Source organism: Mesorhizobium sp. CA8 (assembly GCF_020164955.1).
Classification (GTDB): domain Bacteria; phylum Pseudomonadota; class Alphaproteobacteria; order Rhizobiales; family Rhizobiaceae; genus Mesorhizobium.
The window spans coordinates 1-21,855 of record NZ_JAIUHG010000014.1 but is presented as its reverse complement, the minus strand read 5'-3'; the positions used below and the strand labels follow the sequence as shown (position 1 = coordinate 21,855).

Genomic DNA, 21,855 nt, shown 5'->3' with positions numbered 1-21,855 from the left:
CGCGGACTATATGGCAGGAACGGTGTTGGAGCGTTTTCTCGCCGACGAGGCGGCAACGGCAAGGCTTGGCGAGGACCTCGCCATGGCGTTGCGCGCGGGCGACGCGATCGCGCTGAAAGGCGATCTCGGCGCCGGCAAGTCGACGCTGGCGCGCGCGCTGATCCGGGCGCTTGCCGACGATAGCGGCCTCGAAGTGCCGAGCCCGACTTTCACACTGGTGCAGAGCTACGAGACGCGCGTTCCGGTGCATCATTTCGACCTCTATCGGCTGTCCGCGCCGGACGAGATCGATGAGCTCGGGCTCGACGACGCGCTCAGCCAAGGCGCGGCGCTCATCGAATGGCCGGAACGGGCGGCAGACCGGTTGCCGGGAACGGCGCTGTGGGTCGATCTTGCCGAGCAGGGCGAAGGCCGCGTGGCGCGGCTTTCCGGGCAGGGACCGGTTTTCGAGCGCGTGGCGCGATCATTGGCGATGCGCGATTTCCTGGCCGCCGCAGGCTGGGGCGAAGCTGCCCGCCGCCATTTCGTCGGAGACGCCTCCGCCCGCTCCTACGAGATCGTCTCGCTGCCCGGCCAGGCGCCACGGGTGCTGATGAATTCGCCGCGCCTGGTGCTCGGGCCGCCGGTGCGCGACGGCAAGCCCTATGCGGTGATCGCCCACACGGCGCAATCCGTGACCGCTTTCGTCGCCATCGACCGGGCGCTCTATGCAGCAGGCGTCAGCGTGCCGGCGATCCATGCCCAGGACCTCGACCAGGGTTTTCTGCTGATCGAACATCTCGGCTCGGAAGGTTTTCTCGGCCAGGACGGCCTGCCCATCGCCGAACGCTACGAAGCGGCGGCCGAGCTGCTGGCCATGATGCATGGCAAGGCCTGGTCCACGCGCATGGAAGCGGCACCCGGCGTGTTCCACGAGGTGCCGCCTTTCGATCGGGAAGCCATGTTGATCGAGGCCGATCTTCTGGTCGACTGGTATGTGCCTTGGATCACCGGCGGACCGGCTAACGATGAATTGCGAGACGGCTATCACCAGGTATGGAATGCGGTGCTCGACCGCCTCGCCGGCAGCGAATACACGCTGATGCTGCGCGACTTCCATTCGCCCAACATCATCTGGCGGGCGGAGCGTTCCGGCCTCGACCGGCTCGGCATCATCGACGTGCAGGACGCGCTGATCGGCCCTGCCGCCTATGACGTCGCCTCCTTGGCTATGGATGCGCGCGTCACCGTCCCGCCCGAGATCGAGCGGCGGACGGTTGCCGCCTATGTCGCGGCCAGGCGCGCCGCCGGCGCTTTCGACGAGGCCGGGTTCGCCGAGGCCTATGCGATCATGGCGGCGCAGCGCAATTCGAAGATCCTCGGCATCTTCGTGCGGCTCGAAAAGCGGGACGGCAAGCCTTACTATCTGAAGCACCTGCCGCGCATCCGCGATTATCTGAGGCGGGCGCTGGCGCATCCGGCGCTGGCCGGCCTGAAGGAATTCTACATGGCCCACGGCCTGCTCGAGGAACGGGTCCCATGAAGCCGACGACCGCGATGGTGCTGGCGGCCGGGCTCGGCAAGCGCATGCGGCCGATCACCGATACGATGCCCAAGCCGCTGGTGACGATCGCCGGCAAGACTTTGCTCGACTGGGGGCTGGACAGCCTGACAGCCGCTGGCGTCACCAAGGCAGTTGTCAACGTGCACTATCTGCCGGAGCAGATCGTCAAGCATGTCGCCAATAGGCGCGCACCGAGGATCGTCATCTCCGATGAGCGCGAGGCGCTGCTGGAATCGGCGGGCGGCATCGTCAAGGCACTGCCGCTTCTGGGCACTGAGTCTTTCTATATCATCAATGCCGATACCTTCTGGATCGACAGCGGTCAGCCTAGCCTCGAGCGTCTTGCCCTTGCATGGGACGCCGCGAGAATGGATATTCTGCTGATGCTTACCGATCTCGACTCAGCGACCGGGCATTGCGTCGGCACGGATTTCCTGGTTGCCCCCGATGGAGCCCTACGGCGCTCGAAGGGTGATCCGGCGGGGTTGATCTATGCCGGCGCCGCCATCATCCATCCGCGCATCTTCAAGCACGCGCCCACAGGCTCGCATTCGCTCAATATCTATTTCGACAAGGCGATCGCCGTAGGGCGCCTGTTCGGCATGAAGATGAACGGACGCTGGATCACCGTCGGCACGCCGGACGCGATCCCTGCCGCCGAAGCGGCCGTCGCCGGCGCGCTCGCGAAGGCGGTATGAGCGGCACGCGCCGCGTCTTTTCCATCCCACCCGGAGCGCCGTTCCTGCCGACGCTGGCGGGGGCGTTGCTCGAGGGACGCCTGATCCCCGGCTTCCGCTTCGATGGTGAGCCGCTGGCGCTGGCCGATGCCACCATCTATGTGCCGACGCGGCGCGCCGCGCGGGCGCTGCGCGGCGCCTTCGTCGACATGCTTTCCGGATTGGGAGGGGGCAGGCGCTCCGCCATCCTGCCGACGGTGCGGCCGCTCGGCGAGTTCGACGAGGATGAGACAGCCTTCGACGCGGAAGCGGCGCCGGCAATAGATCTGGCGCCGCCGATCGCGGCGCAGGAGCGATTGTTGTTGCTGGCGCCGCTCGTGCGCGCCTGGAAGGAAAGCCTCCCGGCGCATGTCAGAGCCCGGTTCAACGAGGAATTCGTCGTGCCGACCTCGGCCGCCGACGCCATCTGGCTGGCGCGCGACCTTGCCCGGCTGATGGATGAGATCGAGACCGAAGGCACGGATTGGGCGAAGCTCGCGACGCTGGTCACCGGCAACCTCGCCGGCTGGTGGCAGGTGACGCTCGATTTCCTCGGCATCGTCACCGACAATTGGCCGGAACTGCTCAAGGAGCGCAACCGTTCCAATCCGGCCGCGCATCGCGGCGCGCTGATCCGCCTGGAAGCGGCGCGGCTGAAGCGCAATCCGCCGGCCGGACCGGTCATCGCCGCCGGCTCGACCGGTTCCATTCCCGCCACCGCCGAACTGCTTGCCGTGATCGCCGGCCTGCCCAACGGCGCCGTCGTGCTGCCCGGGCTCGACCGCGAGCTGGACGATGCATCCTTTGCGGCGATCACCGCGCCCGGCGCGCGTCCGGCAACGCTCGGCCACCCGCAATATGGCCTCGCCAAGCTGATCGGCGGCATCGGCATTCCGCGCCGAGACGTCGAGGACATCGTTGCCGCTCCACCGCCGCTCGCGTTGCGCGCGGCCCTTGTCGGCGAGGCGCTGCGGCCGGCCGAAACAACCGAATACTGGACCGAGACGCGGCCGCGCTTCACGGCATACAACATCGAACAGGCGCTGGCCGGCGTGACGCTGGTGGAAGCGGCCAACGAACGCGACGAGGCGGTTGCAATCGCCATCGCGCTGAAGCGCGCCGTAGAGGCACCGGGCAAGCGCGCGGCGCTCGTCACCGGCGACCGCGCGCTGGCGCGGCGGGTTTCGGCCGAGCTCCTGCGTTTCGGCGTCGTTGCCGACGATTCCGGCGGCGCGCCGCTCATCAACACACCGGCCGCCAGCTTGCTCAGGCTCGCGCTGAGCGCCGCCTTCCGGCCGGGCGATCCGGTCGGCCTGCTTGCCTTGCTCAAGCATCCGCTGCTCGGGCTCGGTCTCGAACGCCCGACTGTGCGCAAGGCGGCGGAGCTTATCGAGCTGGTGGCGCTGCGCGGCGGCACCGGCCGGCCCGATGTCGCATCGCTCGGCGCGCTTTTCGAGGCACGGCTGGCGGAGCTGAGCGGCGACACAAGGCAGCCTTTCTGGTTTTCGCGCCTGACGGTGCGCGGCATCGAGCAGGCGCGAGGTATGCTTAGCCGCCTTACCGACGCGCTCCTGCCGCTCACCGCGATGCGCGACGAGAAAGATGCCGACATCGCGACGCTGACCAGCGCCAGCGTGGTTGCGCTGGAGGATCTTGGCCGCGCTGCCGATGGCAGTCTGGCGGAGTTCTATGCCGGCGACGCCGGCGAAAAACTCGCCGAGCTGCTGCGTGGACTGGTGGCCGCGTCCTCGCCCTTTACTTTCGCCGCTTCGGAGTGGCCCGACGTGATGGAGGCGCTGATCGCGCCCGAGACGGTGAAGCCGGCGCAAGGCACCGACCGCAACATTGCCATCTGGGGCGCGCTGGAAGCCCGACTGCAGAATGTCGACACGCTCGTCGTCGGCGGGCTCAATGAAGGGGTTTGGCCGCGCAAGCCCGAGAGCGACCGCTTCATGTCGCGGCTGATGAAGACAGGCATCGACCTCGAGCCGCCGGAGCGGCGCATCGGCCTTGCCGCGCATGATTTCCAGATGGCGATGGGCGCCGGCGAAGTGGTTCTGACGCGGTCGGCACGCTCCGGCGACGCACCGGCGGTGCCGTCGCGCTGGCTGCAGCGAATCCTGACCTTCATCGGCAAGGAGCCGGCGGCAGCACTTCGCGGCCGCGGCGACGCGCTGCTTGCCTGGGGGCGCGCGCTCGATGCCGGCGAGAAGAAGGATTTTGCCTCCCGCCCGCAGCCCAAGCCGCCGCTCAGCATGCGCCCGCAGCATTTCTCGGTCACCGAGATCGAGACGCTGCGCCGCGACCCCTATGTGATCTATGCGCGGCGTATCCTCGGCCTGATGCGGCTTGAGCCATTGATCCGCGATCCGGGCGCGGCCGAACGCGGCACTTTGTTCCACGAAATCCTGCATTTGTTCTCCCGGCGGGTGGAGGATCCAAGGGCGTCGAGCGCGCTGCCAAATCTCATCGAGGCCGGCCGTCTCTGCTTTGCCGAGGCAAAGCTTCCGCCTGATATCGAGGCCATCTGGTGGCCGCGTTTCGAAAAGCTCGCTGAAAATATCATCGAATGGGAGCATACCCGCGCCGATGCCGTTGCCAGGCGCTACGCCGAGGAGCGCGCCGAGAAGACGGTGGTCGGCCGCACCGGGGTGACGCTTTCCGGCTATGCCGACCGCGTCGACCTGCTTGCCGGCGGCATGGCCGACATCCTCGACTACAAGACCGGCTCCTCGCCCTCGAAAGCGCAGGCGCACACGCTGCTGTCGCCCCAGCTTGCGCTGGAAGGCGCGCTGCTCAGGCGCGGCGCCTTCAAGGAGCTCGGCATTCGTGAACCGTCGCAGCTTGCCTTCGTGCGGCTGAAGCCGAATGGCGAGGTGTTCGAGGAATCGATCCTCGAATACAACCGCAAGCCGCGCACCGCCAACGATCTCTCCGAGGAAGCCTGGGCACGGCTGGAACGGCTGCTTTTCCACTATGCCGACCCGACCACCGGCTATCTGTCGCGCGCCCTGCCATTCCGCGAGGGCGAAGCGGACGGCGACTACGATCATCTGGCGCGCGTGCTGGAATGGTCGGCCGGCGGCGCCAGCGAAGACGAGGCGGAAGGATGAAATACCCCATCCCTTCCGATACCGCCGCCAGCCAGGCGCGCGCCTCAGATCCCGCCTATTCCGCCTGGGTGTCGGCCAATGCCGGGTCGGGCAAGACGCATGTCTTGGCGCAGCGCGTCATCCGGCTGCTGCTCAACGGCACCGATCCGTCGAAGATCCTCTGCCTCACCTATACGCGGGCGGCCGCCGCCAACATGTCGAACCGCGTGTTCTCGACCCTGTCGGAATGGACGGCGCTGCCCGATGCGGAGCTGGCGCTCAGGATCGCGGCGCTGGACGGCCGCGGCGCCGACCGCGACATGATGCGGCGCGCGCGCCGGCTGTTCGCCGAGGCGCTCGAGACGCCCGGCGGGCTGAAGATCCAGACCATCCACGCCTTCTGCGAATCCGTGCTGCACCAATTCCCGCTCGAAGCTAACATCCCGGCGCATTTCGAGATGCTCGATCCGCAGATGGAGGCCTCGCTGTTCGCCGATGCCCGCCGCGACATGATCTCCGGCGCGGGCGCTGGTGTCGAAGGCTTGGCGGAAGCCTTCGCCACCGTGCTGGAGCGCGGCGGCGAGTTCGGGCTCGATACGCTGCTTGCCGAGATCGTCGGCAAGCGAGACGAATTGCGCGACTTCATCGCCAAGCTCGGCAAGAATCGGGACTTCCGGCCGCTCTTCGCCGAATTCGGCTTCAGGCCCGGTCAGACGGCCGAGGGCATCGCCGCTTCGCTCTGGCCGCTGCCCGGCTTCGACCCCGGCCAGTTCGCGGAATTCGCACATGTCGCCGAAGCCGCCGACGCGCGGCAGGTGCTGAACAATGTCATTCCCTATGCACAAGGCGCATTCGCCGAAGCCGATCCGATCCGCCGGCTACGGCTTCTGGCAAAGGCCTTTCTCAAGGCCGACGGCGACCCCTATGAGCCGCCAAAGATCTTCAAGAAGGCGCTTGTCGACCGGCTGCCGGATCTGCCGGAACGCTACCTCGCGGCAGCCAAGGCCATCCTCGACGTGTCGGATCGGCTGGCGCTGTTCCGCATGCTGGAAGGGACAGCGGCAGCGCTCGCCGTCGCCGGCTGGCTGATCGCGCGCTATGAGCAGTTGAAGCGCGGGCGGGGCTTCCTCGACTTCAACGATCTCATCACCCGCACCGTGAGCCTGCTGTCGCGGCCCGATGCCGGACCATGGGTGCAGTTCAAGCTCGACCAGGGCATCGATCATATCCTGCTCGACGAAGCGCAGGACACCAGCCCGGACCAGTGGGAGGTGGTGAAGAAGCTGACCGAGGAATTCTTTGCCGGGCTTGGCCAGCGCGAGGCGGTCACGCGCACGATCTTTGCCGTGGGCGACGAGAAGCAGTCGATCTATTCCTTTCAAGGCGCCGCGCCTGATTCCTTCGCCGAAAGCCGGCAGTTGTTTGCCGGGCGCGTGCGCGACGCGGAAGCCGCCTTCGCCAATCTCAAGCTCACCTGGTCGTTCCGGTCGAGCGACGACGTGCTGGCCGCCGTCGACCGCGTCTTTGCCGAGCCGGGTGTCAGGCGCGGCATCAGCCACGACCCCGATCCGCTAAGCCATAAGGCGATCCGCAATGACGCGCCGGGCTATGTCGAGGTGTGGCCTTCGATCGGCGCCGAGATGGTCGAGGAGCCGGACGACTGGACCTTGCCGGTCAACCATGCCAGCGCGCCGGCGGTGCGGGTGGCTGAGCATGTCGCCACGACCATCCAGACCTGGCTGCGCAGCGGCGAGGTCATCGAAGGCAAGGGCAGGAAGCTGACCGCGGGCGACATCCTCGTCCTGGTCCGCAAGCGCGATCGCTTCGTACATGCGCTGTCGCGCAGCCTCAAGAACCGGCAGATCCCGGTCGCCGGCGCCGACAGGCTGAGCCTGCCCGGCCATATCGCGGTGCAGGACCTGATCGCGCTTGGACATTTCCTGATCCAGCCGGAGGACGACCTGTCCTTGGCCGCGGTGCTGCGCAGCCCGATCTTCGAGGTCTCCGAAGAGACTTTGCTGGCGCTGGCCGGCGGGAGGCCGAAAGGCCAGTCGCTGATTGCCTCGCTCCGGCAACATGTGGCCGAGGATGTGGGACTCGCCGCTGTCGTTAGCCGGCTTGACGGCTGGGCAACCGAAGTGGCCTTCAAGCCGGTGTTCGAATTCTACGCCGCCGCGCTGGCACGCGACGGCCTGCGCCGCAAGATGACGGCGCGGCTCGGGCCGGAGGCCGGCGACATCCTCGACGAGTTCCTGAGCTTTTGCCTGGCCGAGGAACGCACCGGCCTGCCGGGGTTGGAGTCCTTCCTGTCGACGCTGGAAAATGCCGGCCCCGAGATCAAGCGCGAGATGGATCAGACGCGCGATGAGGTGCGGGTCATGACCGTGCACGCCGCCAAGGGTCTCGAAGCCCCGGTGGTGTTCCTGGTCGATGGCGGCTCGGCACCGTTCAGCGACCAGCATCTGCCGCGGCTGATGCCGTTCGAGAGCTCGGGCACACAGTGGAGGGGCAAGGGCTATCTGTGGCGCTCGGCCAGCGATGTCGCCAATGGCGTCTCGAAGGCGGCCTCGGTCCGGGCGCGCGAACTGGCCGACGACGAATACCGGCGGCTGCTCTATGTCGGCATGACGCGCGCCGAGGACCGGCTGATCGTCTGCGGCTATCACGGCAAGCGGCAGCCCAGCACCGGCACCTGGCATTCGATCGTCAGCAGGGCGCTGCTCGGTGCGCCGGAGAGTTCGGAGCGGCGGCATCCGGCGACTGCCGAGGTGGCCGTGCACCGGTTCCACATGACCAAATTGCCGCCGGTGGCGTTGACCAGCGTCGACGAGGCAGGGCCGTTCGAGCAGATAGCGCCGCTGCCTGAAAACCTGTTCCGGCCGCTCCCGCCCTATGAGGAGCTGCCGCGGCCGCTTTCGCCTTCCGGCGCCTCGGCGCTGATCGAGGAAGCGAAAGACGCTGCGCCCGATACACGCTCGCCGGTGCTCGACGCCCAGGCCGAGCCCGGCTTTGCGATCATGCGCGGCCTTGCCCTGCACAAATTGCTGCAGATGCTGCCCGGCGTTGCGGAGGACGAAAGGCAGGATGCGGCCGAGCGCTACCTGGCGCGCGCCGGCGCGGGCTGGCCGGACGGCGAGCGCGACAGGGCGCTGGACGCCGTGCTTGCGATCCTGTCCGACGGCCGCTTCGGCGCCTTGTTCTCGCCGTCGTCACGCGCGGAAGTCGCGGTGATGGGCAGCCTCGAGGTGAAGGGCAGGCTGCGCTCGATCTCCGGCAAGATCGACCGGCTGGCTGTCACACCGGAAAAGGTGTCGATCGTCGACTACAAGACCAACCGGCCGGCGCCCAAAGACCTGACGGAAGTGCCCCCGGCCTATGTGCTGCAGCTTGCGCTCTACCGCGCGCTGCTTCAGCCGCTCTATCCGGGCCGCGAGGTGACGGCGGCGCTGCTCTTCACCGAAGCGCCGCGCCTGATCGAGCTGCCGGGCAAGGCCATGGATGACGCCCTTGCCCGACTCACGGGAGCGTGACACAAGAACTGCTTGAAGATCGCCGCCGCAACCACCACATTTGGTGCAACCCGCGTTTTCGAAAGGATTTCAGGATGGCCACCGTCAAGGTCGACAAGGGCAATTTCCAGGCCGATGTGCTCAACGCCAAGGAGCCGGTCGTGGTGGATTTCTGGGCAGAGTGGTGCGGCCCGTGCAAGATGATCGCCCCGGCGCTGGAAGACATCGCCAAGGAGCTCGGCTCGAAGGTGAAGGTCGCCAAGCTCAACATCGACGAGAATCCCGAGCTTGCCGCGCAGTTTGGCGTGCGCTCGATCCCGACGCTGATGATCTTCAAGGGCGGCGAAGTGGCCGACATGAAGGTGGGTGCCGCGCCGAAGACGGCGCTGTCGCACTGGATCAACGGCGCCATCGCCTGAGCCAATCCGAAAAGTTCAAGAACGAGCCCGGCCAATCGCGCCGGGCTTTTTCTTTGGCGTCATCGCTCGACGCGTTCTGGCCCTCGCAGGCGGGCACGTCATACTCTCTGTTTCAGAAAAAGGAGAGCGCCATGAGCGGGACAGCCAAGGCCACAGTTCACGTCGACAATGAGCGCGTCATCGTCACCGAATACCGCTTCGCGCCCGGCGCCAACACCGGCTGGCACCGCCATGGCCACGACTATGTCGTGGTGCCGCTGATGGACGGCAAGGTGAAGCTGGTGACCAAGGACGGCGAATCCTTCGCCGAGATGAAGCAGGGCGCACCCTATTTCCGCCGGGAAGGTGTCGAGCACGACGTCATCAACGCCAATGACGGCGAGTATGCTTTCATCGAGATCGAGCTGAAGTAGGCCGGCCGTGATTGCCGGCTTGCACGGTTCCATTCCGGCCTCGTGCGGGATATCGTGGGTCTAACGCTCTTCGCCTTTGCCGGTTTTGCGGCCGTGGCCGCCTATGTCCAGACCCTGACGGGCTTCGCCTTCGGCCTGGTGATGATGGGCGCGATTGCGCTTGTCGGCTTGCTGCCGCTGCCCGACGCAGCCGCGATGGTCGGCATGCTGACCCTGGTCAACGCCACGCAGATGCTGATCCAGGGCGGCTGGCGCGAGGTTGCGCGCCGGGAGCTGCGGCTTATCCTGATCGCAAGCCTGCCTTCGCTGCTCTTGGGGTATGCCCTGTTGGAATGGCTGGCGGATACGCGGGCCGACCTGCTGAAAATCGGGCTCGGCCTGGTCATAATGCTGTCCAGCCTGCAACTGGCCATCAGGCCTGCCGGCTTGGCAAAACGGTCATCGGACGCGAGTTTCGCCGGCTTCGGCGTCATTTCGGGCCTAATGAGTGGACTGTTTGCGACCGGCGGCCCGCCGCTCGTTTATCATCTCTTTCGCCAGCCAATGCCGCATGAACGCGTCCGCGAAACGCTGGTGACCGCTTTCGGCGCCGCGCAGGTGGTGCGGCTTATCCTGGTGGCGGCGAGCGGCAACCTGCCGACCATGTCGCCTGTCGCGCTCGTCCTCGCCATACCGGCCGTAATGCTGATGACCTATGCGGCGCGGCGCTGGCCACCGACACTATCGCAAGGGACGATGCGAAAAATCGTCTTTGTTCTGCTTTTCCTGTCGGGGCTCTCGCTGGCGCTGCCCGCCGCGATGCATGTTGCCGTCTAACTTCAACTGCTCATGCGGGCGACGTGTCGCTCCAATCTACCAGTCGGCGACACGGTCGCCGCCGTGAATTGCGCGCTTTTGGCGGTGTATTCGAACAGCTCGATCTTCACGCCGTTGGGATCGGCGATCCAGGCCTGGTATGTGTCGTCGCAGGCGAGCTTTTTGGGCGTGACCGCGACGCCCTTCGATCGGATATGAGCGATGGCCGCCTCGATGTCTTCCACCTCAAGGCAGAAGTGGTTGATCTGGTTTGCCTCGCTGTAGCTGGCTTCGCGTTTCTCGAACACCTCGACATGGCTGCGGCCGCCACACTCGAGGTAGAAGCCGAAAATCCTGCCGTCGCGCAGGAAATTGAAACGGGTGTCCATGCCGAGCGCATCGCGGTAGAAGCTGCGCGTCGCCTCCAAATCATGCGCGAAGATGCAGAGATGGGCGAGCTGCTTCACCTTGATCATGGCCGGTTCCTTTCGGCCCCGGCCGAAATCCGCAACGCTGTCCCGGTTTCGCCTCAGGTCGGCGGCGTGCCGTTTTCGGCCAGCACGGCCCCGGCGAAATAGAGCGAGCCGCCGATCAGGATGCGCGGCGCCGGGCCGTCCCAAGAATCGCGCAATAGCATCAGCGCGTTGGCGACCGAGCTCACCGGCTCCGCCGACAGGCCGGCCTCTTCGGCACGCAATGCCAGCTCGTCGTTGGGAACGCCGGCGTCGCTGCTGGTCACCGGCACAGTGTAGACATGGCGGGCGAGGCCCTTGAAGGCGCTGAAATAGCCGGTCTGGTCCTTGGTGTTGATCATGCCGGAGATCAGGACCAGCGGTCTCGGATTCTTTTCCTCTTGCTCGGCCAACGCTTCGGCGATGACGATGCCGGCGCCGGGATTGTGGCCGCCGTCCAGCCAGATCTCCGCGCCCTTCGGGGCCAGATCGACGAGCTTGCCCTGCGTCAGCTTCTGCATGCGTGCCGGCCAGGCGACATGGGTCATCGCCCGCTCGGCGGCGCGGTGGCCGATCTCGAAGCCGGCCGCCTTGACGGCGGCGATCGCCGCCGCGGCGTTGGCGTATTGATGGCGCCCCGGCAGGCGGGGCGAGGGCAGGTCCATAAGCCCGTCCTCGTCCTGATAGACCATGCGGCCGTTTTCCTCGAAGGCGAGGAAATCCTGGCCATAGACCACGGTGGGGCAATCCAGCCGCTCGGCCGTCTCGATCAGCACCTGAAGCGCGGTTTCGCTTTCCTGGGCGCCGATCACCACCGGACAGCCGCGCTTCATGATGCCGGCCTTCTCGGCGGCGATCAGCTCGACGCGATCGCCGAGATAGGCCTCATGGTCCATGGAGATCGGCATGATCACCGAAACGGCCGGCCGCTTGATGACATTGGTGGCGTCGAAGCGGCCACCAAGGCCGACCTCGATGATCGCCACTTCCGCCGGATGCTCCGAAAACAGAATGAAGGTGACGGCGGTGAGTATCTCGAAGACGGTGATCGTCTGGCCTTGATTGGCTTCGGCGACGCGCGCGATGGCCTCGGCGAAAACCTCGTCGTCGACGAGCTTGCCGCCGCCTTCGGCCGCCAGCCGGTAGCGCTCGTGCCAGTTCACCAGATGCGGCGAGGTATGGACGTGGACGAGGTGGCCGGCAGCCTCCAGCAGCGCGCGCGAAAAGGCGGCGCAGGAGCCTTTGCCGTTGGTGCCGGCGATGTGGATGACCGGCGGCAGCCGGTCCTGTGGATTGCCGAGGCGTTCGAGAAGCCGCGTGACACGGTCCAGCGAAAGGTCGAAGCCTTTCGGATGCAGCGTCATCAGATGTTCGATTTCGCGTTCGGCGGCGAGCGTTGTCATGATGGAATCCTAGAGCGGTTCATCATCTCACGGAATGCAGAACCGCTCTTTCTTTTTTGTTGACGCAATTCCGAACGGAAACCGTGTCACATTTCCTGGAATTGCTTTGGCGCACGGCCCCAAACCGTGAATCGGTTTCGCGACGGCCATGCGCAAATCCGAGGCTACAGCACGCAACAAGCGGCGCAATCGCGGTTCGCGGCGAACGATGTCGCGCCAGCCGATATCGCTTCAGGCCGACCTCGCCTCAGGCTTGCGGCCGCGCCTCCGCGTTGACCACCGCCGGCGGCAGAATCTCCGGCTCGAGTGGCTTCTCGGCCGGCGGCATCTTGAGCAGCATTTTCAGCAACCGCGCGATGGTCTGGCGCATCTCCAGCCGCGACACGACCATGTCGACCATGCCGTGCTCCATCAGATATTCGGCGCGCTGGAAGCCGTCGGGCAGTTTTTCGCGGATGGTCTGCTCGATGACGCGTGGGCCGGCAAAGCCGATCAGCGCGCCCGGCTCGGCGATGTGGACATCGCCCAGCATGGCGTAGGAGGCGGTGACGCCGCCGGTGGTCGGGTTGGTGAGCACGACGATGTAGGGCAGGCCGGCTTCCTTCAGCCGGTCGACGCCGACCGTGGTGCGCGGCAATTGCATCAGCGACAGAATACCTTCCTGCATGCGGGCGCCGCCGGAGGCGGCGAACAGGATCAGCGGCCGCCTGCGCTGCAGCGCCACCTCGAAGGCATGCACAATGGCCTCGCCGGCAGCCATGCCGAGCGAGCCGCCCATGAAGGCGAAGTCCTGCACGGTGACCACCACCGGCAGGCCTTCGATGGTGCCAACCGCGTTGAGGATAGCGTCTTCCAGGCCGGTCTTTGCCTTGGCCTCTTTGAGGCGGTCGGTGTAGCGCTTTTCGTCGCGGAATTTCAGCGGGTCCTGGAAGACCTTGGGATTTTCCAGCGTCTCGTATTTGCCGTCGTCGAAGAAGTATTTCAGCCGCTCCTTGGCCGATATCTTCATGTGATGGCCGGAAGCCGGGATGACGAACTGGTTGGATTCGAGATCCTTGTGGAAAATCATCTCGCCGGTCTCGGGATCCTTGATCCAGAGGTTTTCAGGCATGTCGGTGCGCCGGCCGAGCATCGAATTGATCTTCGGGCGGACGTAATTGGTGATCCAGTTCATGGTTTCGGCTCCTGTCCTGGAAAGGACTTCAAGCTAGTCCAGGAAAAGTCTGTGGCGGTTTTCCGGTCGGAATCGCGCGGCGAAGAATTAGTCAGGCTATTCGGCGGCGGCAAGGCGAGCCGAACGGACGCCCTGGGCGAGCCCGCTGACCAAAGTGGCGACGGCTTCGGCCGGGTCGGCGGTCTTTTCGCCCTTGGGCCCGAGCACATTGGCGATCGCGTTGACGATCGCCGTGCCGACGACCACGCCGTCGGCCGAGGCGCCGATGACACGCGCCTGCTCGGCGGTTTTGACGCCGAAGCCGACGCAGACCGGCAGCGCCGTGTGACCCTTGATGCGCGTGACCGCAGCCGAGACCTTCGTCGTGTCGGCCAGCGCCGAGCCGGTGATACCGGTCATAGAGACGTAATAGACGAAGCCGGAGGTGTTTTCCAAAACCTTGGGCAAGCGCTTGTCGTCGGTGGTCGGGGTCGCCAGGCGGATGAAGTTGACACCGGCCTTCAGCGCCGGAATGCAGAGCTCCTCATCCATCTCCGGCGGCAGGTCGACGACGATCAGGCCGTCGATGCCGCTGGCCTTTGCGTCGGCGAGGAACCGGTCGACGCCGTAGATGTAGATCGGATTGTAGTAACCCATCAGAACGATCGGCGTCTCGTCGTCGCCGGCGCGGAATTCGGACGCCATCTTAAGCGTCTTGGCGAGGGTCTGGCCGCCCTTCAGCGCCCGAAGACCCGCCGCCTGGATCGCCGGACCGTCGGCCATCGGGTCGGAAAAAGGCATGCCGAGCTCGATGATGTCGGAGCCTGCGCCCGGCAGCGCCTTCATGATGGCCAAGGCGGTGTCGTAGTCCGGGTCGCCGCCCATGAAGTAGGTGACCAAAGCCGGGCGGCCTTCGGCTTTGAGCTTCGCCATGCGGCGGTCGATGCGGGTGGTCATTGTCAGATCTCCATGCCCAGCATGTTGGCCACCGTATGCACGTCCTTGTCGCCGCGGCCGGACAGGTTGACGATGACGAGCTGATCCTTGTCCATCTTGGGCACGATCTTCATCGCATGCGCGATGGCATGCGCCGATTCCAGCGCCGGGATGATGCCTTCGACCCGGGTGGTGAGCTGGAAGGCCTCCAGCGCCTCGTCGTCGAGGATCGGTTCGTATTGGACGCGGCCGGAATCGCGCAGCCAGGAATGCTCGGGGCCGACGCCGGGATAATCGAGGCCGGCCGAGATCGAATGGCCGTCGAGGATCTGGCCGTCCGAGTTCTGCAGCAGATAGGTGCGGTTGCCGTGCAGCACGCCGGGCTTGCCGGCACTCATCGAGGCGCAATGCTCGATGCCGTCAAGGCCGCGGCCGCCGGCTTCGATGCCGATGATGCGCACATCCTTGTCGTCGAGGAAGGGATGGAACAGGCCGATGGCGTTGGAGCCGCCGCCGACGGCGGCGATGATGACATCGGGCAGCCGGCCTTCCTGCTCCAGCATCTGGGCGCGGGCTTCCGTGCCGATCACCGACTGGAAGTCGCGCACCAGCTCCGGATAGGGATGCGGGCCGGCGGCGGTGCCGATCAGGTAATAGGTGTCCTCGACATTGGTGACCCAGTCGCGCAGGGCCTCGTTCATGGCATCCTTCAGCGTGCCATGGCCGGCGGTGACCGGCCGCACTTCGGCGCCGAGCAGCTTCATGCGAAATACGTTCGGGCTCTGGCGGGCGACGTCGGTGGCGCCCATGTAGACGACGCAGGGATAGCCGAAGCGCGCGGCGACGGTGGCTGAGGCGACGCCATGCTGGCCGGCGCCGGTCTCGGCGATGATGCGCTTCTTGCCCATGCGCTTGGCGAGCAGGATCTGACCGAGGCAATTGTTGATCTTGTGCGAGCCGGTGTGGTTGAGGTCCTCTCGCTTGAAATAGACCTTGGCGCCGCCGAGATGTTTCGTCAGGCCCTCAGCGAAATAGAGTTTTGAAGGCCGCCCCGCATAATGGGTCGACAGGTTCTGCAGCTCGGCCTTGAACTCGGGATCGGTCTTGGCCTTGTTCCACTGCTCTTCCAGATCGAGGATCAGCGGCATCAGCGTCTCGGCGACGAAGCGGCCGCCGAAAATGCCGAACATGCCCTGCTCGTCGGGCCCGGTGCGGAAGGAATTGGGCATTGCCGGCTTGTTCATCGCCGATCTCCTGATGTGAATTGTATTCAGGCGGCGCGGTCGTCGCGCGCGGCCCTGGCGGCCCGGAAAAACTGCTCGATCAGCGCCGGATCCTTGACGCCCGGAGCGCTTTCCACGCCGGACGAAACGTCTATTCCGAGCGGGTTTGCCTGTCTCAGGGCATCGCCGATATTGGCGGCGTTGAGCCCTCCGGAAAGCATGTATTCGACGCCGGCGTCAAGGCCGGCAAGGACGCGCCAGTCGAATGCGACGCCGTTGCCGCCCGGCAATTGCGATCCCTTCGGCGGCTTGGCGTCGAAGAGAAAACAGTCGGCCACGCCGACAAAGGGTTTTACCCGCTCCATATCCGCCGCCTCGCCGACCGGCAGCGCCTTCATGACCGGGAGGCCATAGCGGGCCTTCAGTTCCGCCACCCGCGCGGGCGTTTCCGAGCCATGCAGCTGCAGCATGTCCGGCTGCATCTTGGCGACGATCTCGTCGAGGAAAGCATCATCGGCATCGACGGTGACGGCGACCGCCTTGGCCTTGCCGCGCGCCGCTTCGCGCAGGCGCCCGGCCGCGGCGGGCTCGACGTAGCGCGGGCTTTTGGCGAAGAAAATAAAGCCGACATGGCTGGCGCCGCCGGCGAGGGCAGCAGCCATCGCGGCGTCGGTCTTCAATCCGCAGATCTTGATGTCGAGCGTCATGGCGCGGGCTTGGCACGAAACGGGAAAAGAGTCGAGAAAAAGCATAATGTTGCCGGTTCGGCGGAAAACACTACCTTCATATAGGAACCACAGCGGGAGCAGGATAATCATGGCCGACAGGACCGTCGCCGAACTGAAGCAGAAGATCGCGCAGGCGCGCGAGGTGATCGCGCATCTGATGGACAAGGCCGCCTTCAACGGCGCCGAGGCGCACCGCGCGCTGGATTATTTCGGCAGCGATACGTTCGACCGGGATTTTTTGCCGTGGCCGCATACCGAGGAAGGGCTGCGGCCGGAAGAGCTGAACGCGGCGAATGACGATTGATGGTCTGATGGGTTCAGGCGGATAGCAGAAAGGTCGGCGGGACAGCACCCCCTCTGCCCTGCCGGGCAGAGGGGGTGAAGGAACGCGGCCTAGCCGTTTAAGCTACTCAAACATGATCGCCTGCAAGGCGCCGCCGTTGCGCTTCAGCCAGTCCTTGCAGCGGTCGGTATCCGGGCAAAGCTTCTCGCATAGTCTCCAGAATTTCGGGCCGTGGTTCATCTCTTTCAGATGCGCCACCTCATGCGCCACCAGATAGTTTATGACCGCCGGCGGCGCCATCATGATGCGCCACGAGAAGGAGAGATTGCCCTCCGAGGTGCATGACCCCCAGCGGCTGGAGGTATCCTTGTACCTTATCGCCTTGGCGCGCTTGCCGATCGCCTCGGTGTGCTTGACCACCAGTCGCTCGATCTCCTTCTTGGCCTCGCGCTTGAGGTGGTCGGCGATGCGGCGCGGCAGATGGATGCGCTCGCCGTGGACGATCAAGAGCGGACCGCGCTCGTCGCGCGAGACGGTAATGGTGCCGCGCTTGGAAGGCTCATGCACGATGCGGTGCGGCACGCCGCGGATCGGGATCCTGATGCCGGGGCGGACCTGCGGCCTCGTCGGCACCTTGGCCAGCCGCTGTTCCAGCCAATCCTGGTGGCGGTCGAGGAATTTCTCCACCTCGCCCCGGCGCAAGCCGGGCGGCACGGTGACGCGCAGGCCCTGGCCGCCGGAATCGATGCGCAGCGTGAGCCGCCTGGCCCTGGCGCTTTCGACGATTTTCAGCGGCAGCGTGCGGCCGGCGACGCAATGTTCTCGCTCCACGACAGGCGTGGGCTTTGGCTTGGTCAGGTTGCGAAAGAAGCCGAGGGTCATGGCTGGACGATACGCGATTCGAAAAAAACGGCCAGTGGAGGGAAGGTACACAGAGAACAAAAAAGAAACGGCGCCGCTAAACGCGACGCCGCATATCATACCGAGACGTGTCGCGGGATCTCAGTCGTCGAGCAGGTTGGTACCTTTGCCACCCTCCGGACCAGCCTTGTCGGTCGAGCCGGTCGAGGTCGGCGCAGTCGACTTGTTGCGGTTGGCCATGAAGCGGTCGAACTCTTCCTGGTCCTTGGCGCGGCGCAGTTCGCGGGCGTACTCGTCGAACTCGGAGAGCATCTCGTCCAGCTTGCGGCGCTCCTCGGCGAGGCGCTCGAGTTCCTTCTCGCGCCAATCGTCGAAGGCGACGTTGCCGGTGCGGGCTGAGCCGTGGCCCCAGCGGGCCGCCTTCTCGGAGCGACGGCGGCAACCGGCGAAGATACCGTCCGTGGCGCGGTTGACGTCGCGCTTGAAGCCTTCCAACCGGTCGCCCCAGATGATGTAGGCGAGCATGGCGAAGCCGAGCGGCCAGAACACCATGAAGCCGATGACCATCAGCGCGATCGTGGCCGGCGTCCAGGCCGGACGGATCAATGCACTTGTGTTCATTTCTCGCAATCCTTCCATTGGAGACAGCCAAACCGGCTGCGTGGAATCGAAATGGGAAGGCGAAATCGGCGATTCAAGACAAGTCCGGCCAAAACCGGCGAAGCATCTGACATGATTATCGCTTTTTGAGCTTTTCAAGGAAAAGCACTGCCATTCCGGCAACCAGCCCCCAAAATGCCGCGCCGACGCCGAAAAGCGTGAGCCCCGAAGCCGTCACGGCGAAGGTGACGGTGGCCGGCATGCGTTCGGCCTCGTCCTTCAACGCGATCGACAGCGCGTTGGCCAAGGGTGCTGTCAAGGCGAGCCCCGCCACCAGCACGATCAGGCTTTGCGGCAGGACGGCGAAGATCGCCACCAGCGAGGCGCCGAAGATCGCAAAGATGAGATAGGCGAGCGCATAGAACGGCCCGGTCTTCCAGCGTTCGGCCGGGTCGGGATGGACATCGGGGCCGGTGCAGATTGCCGCCGAGATCGCCGCAAGATTGGTGGTCACGGCGCCGAACGGCGCCGAGAGCAGCGAAAACAGACCGGTGACGCCGATCAGCGGACCAGGCTCCGGATGATAGCCCGCGGCGCGCAGCACCGCGAGGCCGGAAAGGTTCTGGGAGGCCATGGTGACGAGATAGAGCGGCAAGGCAAGGCCGATAATCGCCGAGGCGGTGAATTGCGGCGCAATGAACGTCAATGTCGACAGTTCCGGCGCCGGCAGGCTGCCGACGCGGCCGGTGAGGAAAGCGGCGAGGCCGCCGCCGATCAGCACCACCAGCACCGATAAAGCCGGGTTGAACAGGCGGATGACGAAGAAGGTGGCGATCAGCGGCAGGATCAGCCAAGGGTCGGCGGGAATGGCCTTCACCGCATTCACGGCGAAGCTGACCAGGATGCCGGCCAGCATGCCGGACGCGACCGAGGCCGGGATTTTCGCGATCAGCCTGGTCAATGGCTTGAACAGGCCGGTGGCGACCAGAAGGACGCCGGTGACCATGAAGGCGCCGACGGCCTGCGGCATCGTGAAACCACTGGAGGCCCCGATCAGCGCCAGGCCAGGCGTCGACCAGGCAGTGATGACCGGCATTTTCGTGCGCCAGGACAGCCACAGGCATTCAATGACCATGGCCAGGCAGATCGCGGTGACACCGCTCGCGGTCTCGATCTGGGTCGCGCCGACTGCCTTGGCGGCGGCGATGACGAGGGCCAGCGTGCCGCCGAAGCCGACGATTGCCGCGACGAAGGCGGATATCGGGATGGACATGCGCATTATGCGGCGGCCCGCCTGACCATGTCGCCGACGGTCCGTGTGAGCATTTCGAGATCCTCGGGACGGGACAGGCGATGGTCGCCGTCGGGGATCAGCGACAGCGTCACGTCGTCGGCGGGCAGCATCGCGGCCAGCTTCAGCGCATGGCCGGACGGCACATCCGGATCGGCAAGGCCCTGCAGGATGTGCACCGGGCAATGCGTGTCGATCGGCCCGGTCATCACCCGGTTGGCGCGGCCGTCCTCGATCAGCGCGCGCGTGTAGATATAAGGCTCGTCCGAATAGTCCGACGGCTCGGCGAAGAATCCCTTTTCCTCCAGATCGCGGCGTTGCGCGTCGGTCAGCACCGGTTCGATCAGCTCGACGGTGAAGTCCGGCGCCGGGGCGAGCAGCACCAGGCCGGCAACGCGCGTGTCGCCCACCTTGCGCAGTTCCTGCACCATGCGCAGCGCGATCCAAGCCCCCATCGAGGAGCCGACCAGGATCTGCTTGCCCTTGCTGAACCGACGGAAGACGGCAAGGCTCTCGGCAACCCATCTGGAGATCGTGCCTTCGGCGAATTCGCCGCCCGACTCGCCATGGCCGGAATAGTCGTGACGCAGATAGGCGTGGCGCTCGCGAGCGGCCCAGGCGGCAAGCGCCTCAGCCTTCGTGCCCAGCATGTCGGACTTGTAGCCGCCGAGCCAGACCACGCCGGGCGCCGCGCCGGGCGCCTGCCTGACGGCGATGTTCGACCCATTCACATCGATGAAAACCGGAACGCTGGCGGCCATGAGCTTGTCCTTTCGGCCGGTCTTTTTGGCACAGGCCGGGGTTCAACGAAAAGTGCTCGCGCGTTTCTTTGCTTGGTGCAGACAATTGCCGGACAGGAGGTGATTTTCCGGTGCGGCTATGCTATTGACACCGGCCGCGCGCTCACCACATAGGCGCGTCCACCTGTTTGAACCTAAAGAACCCCTGAACGAAACGGCCGAGGAGACCACGACCATTCGCAGACCTTTCAAAGCAGCGGCACCCACCAAGGATGGGCCGCGCTCCAACCGAGACATCCGGGTGCCCCGGGTCCAGCTTATCGACGCCGACGGCCAGAACCGAGGCGATGTTTCCATCAACGACGCATTGCTGCTGGCCGAGGAGGCCGGGCTCGATCTGGTCGAGATATCGCCCAATGCGGTGCCGCCGGTCGTCAAGATCCTCGATCTCGGCAAGCTGAAATACGCCAACCAGAAGAAGGCGGCTGAAGCGCGCAAGAACCAGAAGGTCATCGAGATCAAGGAGATCAAGATGCGCCCGAACATCGACAGCCATGACTACGAGACCAAGATGAAGGCCGTGCGGCGCTTCTTCGAGGAAGGCGACAAGGTCAAGCTGACGCTGCGCTTCCGCGGCCGCGAGATGGCGCATATGGAGCTCGGCATGCAGCTCCTGAACAAGGTGCGCGAGGAAACCTCGGCGATCGCCAAGGTCGAGGCGGAGCCCAAGCTCGAAGGCCGCCAGATGATGATGGTTCTGGCGCCGCGCTAAATCCCGCCAAAATCATGGTGCAAGGCGTCCCGGCGATCGGCGGGGCGCCTGTTTTCTATCCGATCGCTCTCAAACTCGCGATCGGGTCCCCGATCGCCTGCAAATCTCGACGATCAAGTTCCTCGATCGCGAGCAAATCGACGATCGGGTTTCGCCATGACCGATGAAGTGAAGTCCCAGTCCGCCGAGCAAACAGAAGGTCTCGGCGGCTACCAGCACATGCGCCGGATCGTGCTGGCGGTGCTGGTCGTGGTGCTGTTCTGCGCGCTGCTGTTCGGCCAATCGAGCTTCCCACCCGAGACCTGGATGCACGAGTCGATCGAGATGTTCGGCGTGCTTCTGATCTTTCTCGGCATTGTCGGACGGCTGTGGTCGACGCTCTATATAGGCGGACGCAAATCCGCCGAAGTGGTCACGGGCGGGCCTTATTCGATCACCCGCAACCCGCTCTATCTGTTTTCGACAGTGGCTGCCGCCGGGGTCGGGGCGCAGATCGGCTCCTTCAGCGGCATCATCCTGTTCTCGTTGCTCTGCGCCGGCGCCTTCCACATCGTCATCCTGCGCGAGGAGCGGTATCTGAAAGAAGTGCTCGATGCGCCCTACCAGGCCTATCTCGCCAAGGTGCCGCGCTTCTTCCCGAACCTGGCGCTTTACCAGGAAGGCGATACCGGCAGCTTCAGGCCGCGCCTGCTCTTGAACACGCTGCTCGACGGACTGGTGTTCCTGGTCGCGCTGCCGGCCTTCGAGCTGATCGACAGCATGCAGCAGTCGGGGATGCTGCCGGTGTGGTTCACGCTGCCTTAGGAACGCCGGCGCACGGCGAGGACAGCGCGTCGTATCGCTTGAGGTGTGTCGGTAGCTAATCAAGTTGTCCGGTTTGGTAGCACATCATTTGTCCGCTTCAGTTTGCGTCGAAGCGGTTCACG

Annotated in this window: 20 protein-coding genes; 10 read left to right on the top strand and 10 right to left on the bottom strand. The window is 65.3% G+C overall.

The window, feature by feature from the left end; all coding sequences use genetic code 11:
- Window positions 1-10: 10 nt before the first annotated feature.
- From tsaE to LB553_RS16525, 7 genes are all read left to right on the top strand, one after another.
- Window positions 11-1,522: a tRNA (adenosine(37)-N6)-threonylcarbamoyltransferase complex ATPase subunit type 1 TsaE gene (tsaE, locus tag LB553_RS16555; RefSeq protein WP_224514897.1), complete on the top strand. Its 1,512-nt coding sequence runs from the start codon at window positions 11-13 to the stop codon at window positions 1,520-1,522.
- Window positions 1,519-2,241 (top strand): nucleotidyltransferase family protein, encoded by a 723-nt coding sequence (locus tag LB553_RS16550; RefSeq protein WP_224514895.1) that lies wholly within the window; start codon window positions 1,519-1,521, stop codon window positions 2,239-2,241. The genes tsaE and LB553_RS16550 overlap by 4 nt, the downstream gene beginning before the upstream one ends.
- Window positions 2,238-5,372 (top strand): double-strand break repair protein AddB, encoded by a 3,135-nt coding sequence (gene addB / locus LB553_RS16545; RefSeq protein ID WP_224514893.1) that lies wholly within the window; start codon window positions 2,238-2,240, stop codon window positions 5,370-5,372. The genes LB553_RS16550 and addB overlap by 4 nt, the downstream gene beginning before the upstream one ends.
- On the top strand, window positions 5,369-8,881 hold the full coding sequence (addA, locus tag LB553_RS16540) for a double-strand break repair helicase AddA (RefSeq protein WP_224514892.1): 3,513 nt from the start codon (window positions 5,369-5,371) through the stop codon (window positions 8,879-8,881). The genes addB and addA overlap by 4 nt, the downstream gene beginning before the upstream one ends.
- Before the next feature lie 74 nt (window positions 8,882-8,955).
- Window positions 8,956-9,279: a thioredoxin gene (gene trxA / locus LB553_RS16535; RefSeq protein WP_224514891.1), complete on the top strand. Its 324-nt coding sequence runs from the start codon at window positions 8,956-8,958 to the stop codon at window positions 9,277-9,279.
- 131 nt (window positions 9,280-9,410) lie between these two features.
- Window positions 9,411-9,692 (top strand): cupin domain-containing protein, encoded by a 282-nt coding sequence (locus LB553_RS16530; protein WP_224514890.1) that lies wholly within the window; start codon window positions 9,411-9,413, stop codon window positions 9,690-9,692.
- 54 nt (window positions 9,693-9,746) lie between these two features.
- Window positions 9,747-10,508 carry a TSUP family transporter gene (locus LB553_RS16525; protein WP_224514889.1) on the top strand — a complete coding sequence of 254 codons (762 nt, stop codon included), beginning with the start codon at window positions 9,747-9,749 and terminating at the stop codon, window positions 10,506-10,508.
- A gap of 2 nt (window positions 10,509-10,510) precedes the next feature.
- Here the strand turns inward: LB553_RS16525 and LB553_RS16520 are convergent, their stop codons facing one another.
- The 6 genes from LB553_RS16520 to LB553_RS16495 form a co-directional block, all read right to left on the bottom strand.
- The gene (locus LB553_RS16520; RefSeq protein ID WP_224514888.1) at window positions 10,511-10,963 is read right to left on the bottom strand and encodes a VOC family protein; all 453 of its coding nucleotides are present in this window, start codon (window positions 10,961-10,963) and stop codon (window positions 10,511-10,513) included.
- Window positions 10,964-11,016: 53 nt separating this feature from the next.
- Entirely contained in the window at window positions 11,017-12,342 is a 1,326-nt protein-coding gene (locus LB553_RS16515) for a bifunctional folylpolyglutamate synthase/dihydrofolate synthase (RefSeq protein ID WP_224514887.1), read from the bottom strand.
- Between the two features lie 247 nt (window positions 12,343-12,589).
- A complete protein-coding gene (gene accD / locus LB553_RS16510; RefSeq protein ID WP_224514886.1) occupies window positions 12,590-13,516 on the bottom strand; it encodes an acetyl-CoA carboxylase, carboxyltransferase subunit beta in 927 nt (308 codons plus the stop codon).
- Between the two features lie 96 nt (window positions 13,517-13,612).
- The gene (gene trpA, locus LB553_RS16505; protein ID WP_224514885.1) at window positions 13,613-14,452 is read right to left on the bottom strand and encodes a tryptophan synthase subunit alpha; all 840 of its coding nucleotides are present in this window, start codon (window positions 14,450-14,452) and stop codon (window positions 13,613-13,615) included.
- Between the two features lie 2 nt (window positions 14,453-14,454).
- Window positions 14,455-15,675, bottom strand: a complete 1,221-nt coding sequence (gene trpB / locus LB553_RS16500) for a tryptophan synthase subunit beta (RefSeq protein ID WP_224514884.1) — start codon at window positions 15,673-15,675, stop codon at window positions 14,455-14,457.
- Window positions 15,676-15,701: 26 nt separating this feature from the next.
- The gene (locus LB553_RS16495; protein ID WP_224514883.1) at window positions 15,702-16,361 is read right to left on the bottom strand and encodes a phosphoribosylanthranilate isomerase; all 660 of its coding nucleotides are present in this window, start codon (window positions 16,359-16,361) and stop codon (window positions 15,702-15,704) included.
- 109 nt (window positions 16,362-16,470) lie between these two features.
- Here LB553_RS16495 and LB553_RS16490 point away from each other — a divergent pair, with 109 nt between their 5' ends.
- Window positions 16,471-16,686 carry a hypothetical protein gene (locus LB553_RS16490; protein WP_140686825.1) on the top strand — a complete coding sequence of 72 codons (216 nt, stop codon included), beginning with the start codon at window positions 16,471-16,473 and terminating at the stop codon, window positions 16,684-16,686.
- A gap of 102 nt (window positions 16,687-16,788) precedes the next feature.
- Here the strand turns inward: LB553_RS16490 and LB553_RS16485 are convergent, their stop codons facing one another.
- From LB553_RS16485 to LB553_RS16470, 4 genes are all read right to left on the bottom strand, one after another.
- Window positions 16,789-17,547: a M48 family metallopeptidase gene (locus tag LB553_RS16485; RefSeq protein ID WP_224514882.1), complete on the bottom strand. Its 759-nt coding sequence runs from the start codon at window positions 17,545-17,547 to the stop codon at window positions 16,789-16,791.
- A gap of 120 nt (window positions 17,548-17,667) precedes the next feature.
- Window positions 17,668-18,147: a DUF2852 domain-containing protein gene (locus LB553_RS16480; RefSeq protein ID WP_224514881.1), complete on the bottom strand. Its 480-nt coding sequence runs from the start codon at window positions 18,145-18,147 to the stop codon at window positions 17,668-17,670.
- A gap of 115 nt (window positions 18,148-18,262) precedes the next feature.
- Entirely contained in the window at window positions 18,263-19,405 is a 1,143-nt protein-coding gene (locus tag LB553_RS16475) for a benzoate/H(+) symporter BenE family transporter (protein WP_224514880.1), read from the bottom strand.
- A complete protein-coding gene (locus tag LB553_RS16470; RefSeq protein WP_224514879.1) occupies window positions 19,405-20,178 on the bottom strand; it encodes an alpha/beta hydrolase in 774 nt (257 codons plus the stop codon). The genes LB553_RS16475 and LB553_RS16470 overlap by 1 nt, the downstream gene beginning before the upstream one ends.
- Before the next feature lie 214 nt (window positions 20,179-20,392).
- Here LB553_RS16470 and infC point away from each other — a divergent pair, with 214 nt between their 5' ends.
- Together infC and LB553_RS16460 are read left to right on the top strand one after the other, a co-directional pair.
- Complete coding sequence (gene infC, locus LB553_RS16465; protein WP_140757206.1) at window positions 20,393-20,929, top strand: translation initiation factor IF-3; 537 nt, start codon at window positions 20,393-20,395, stop codon at window positions 20,927-20,929.
- Between the two features lie 156 nt (window positions 20,930-21,085).
- Window positions 21,086-21,733, top strand: coding sequence for a methyltransferase family protein (locus tag LB553_RS16460; protein WP_224514878.1), 648 nt, complete (start codon window positions 21,086-21,088; stop codon window positions 21,731-21,733).
- Window positions 21,734-21,855 lie beyond the last annotated feature (122 nt).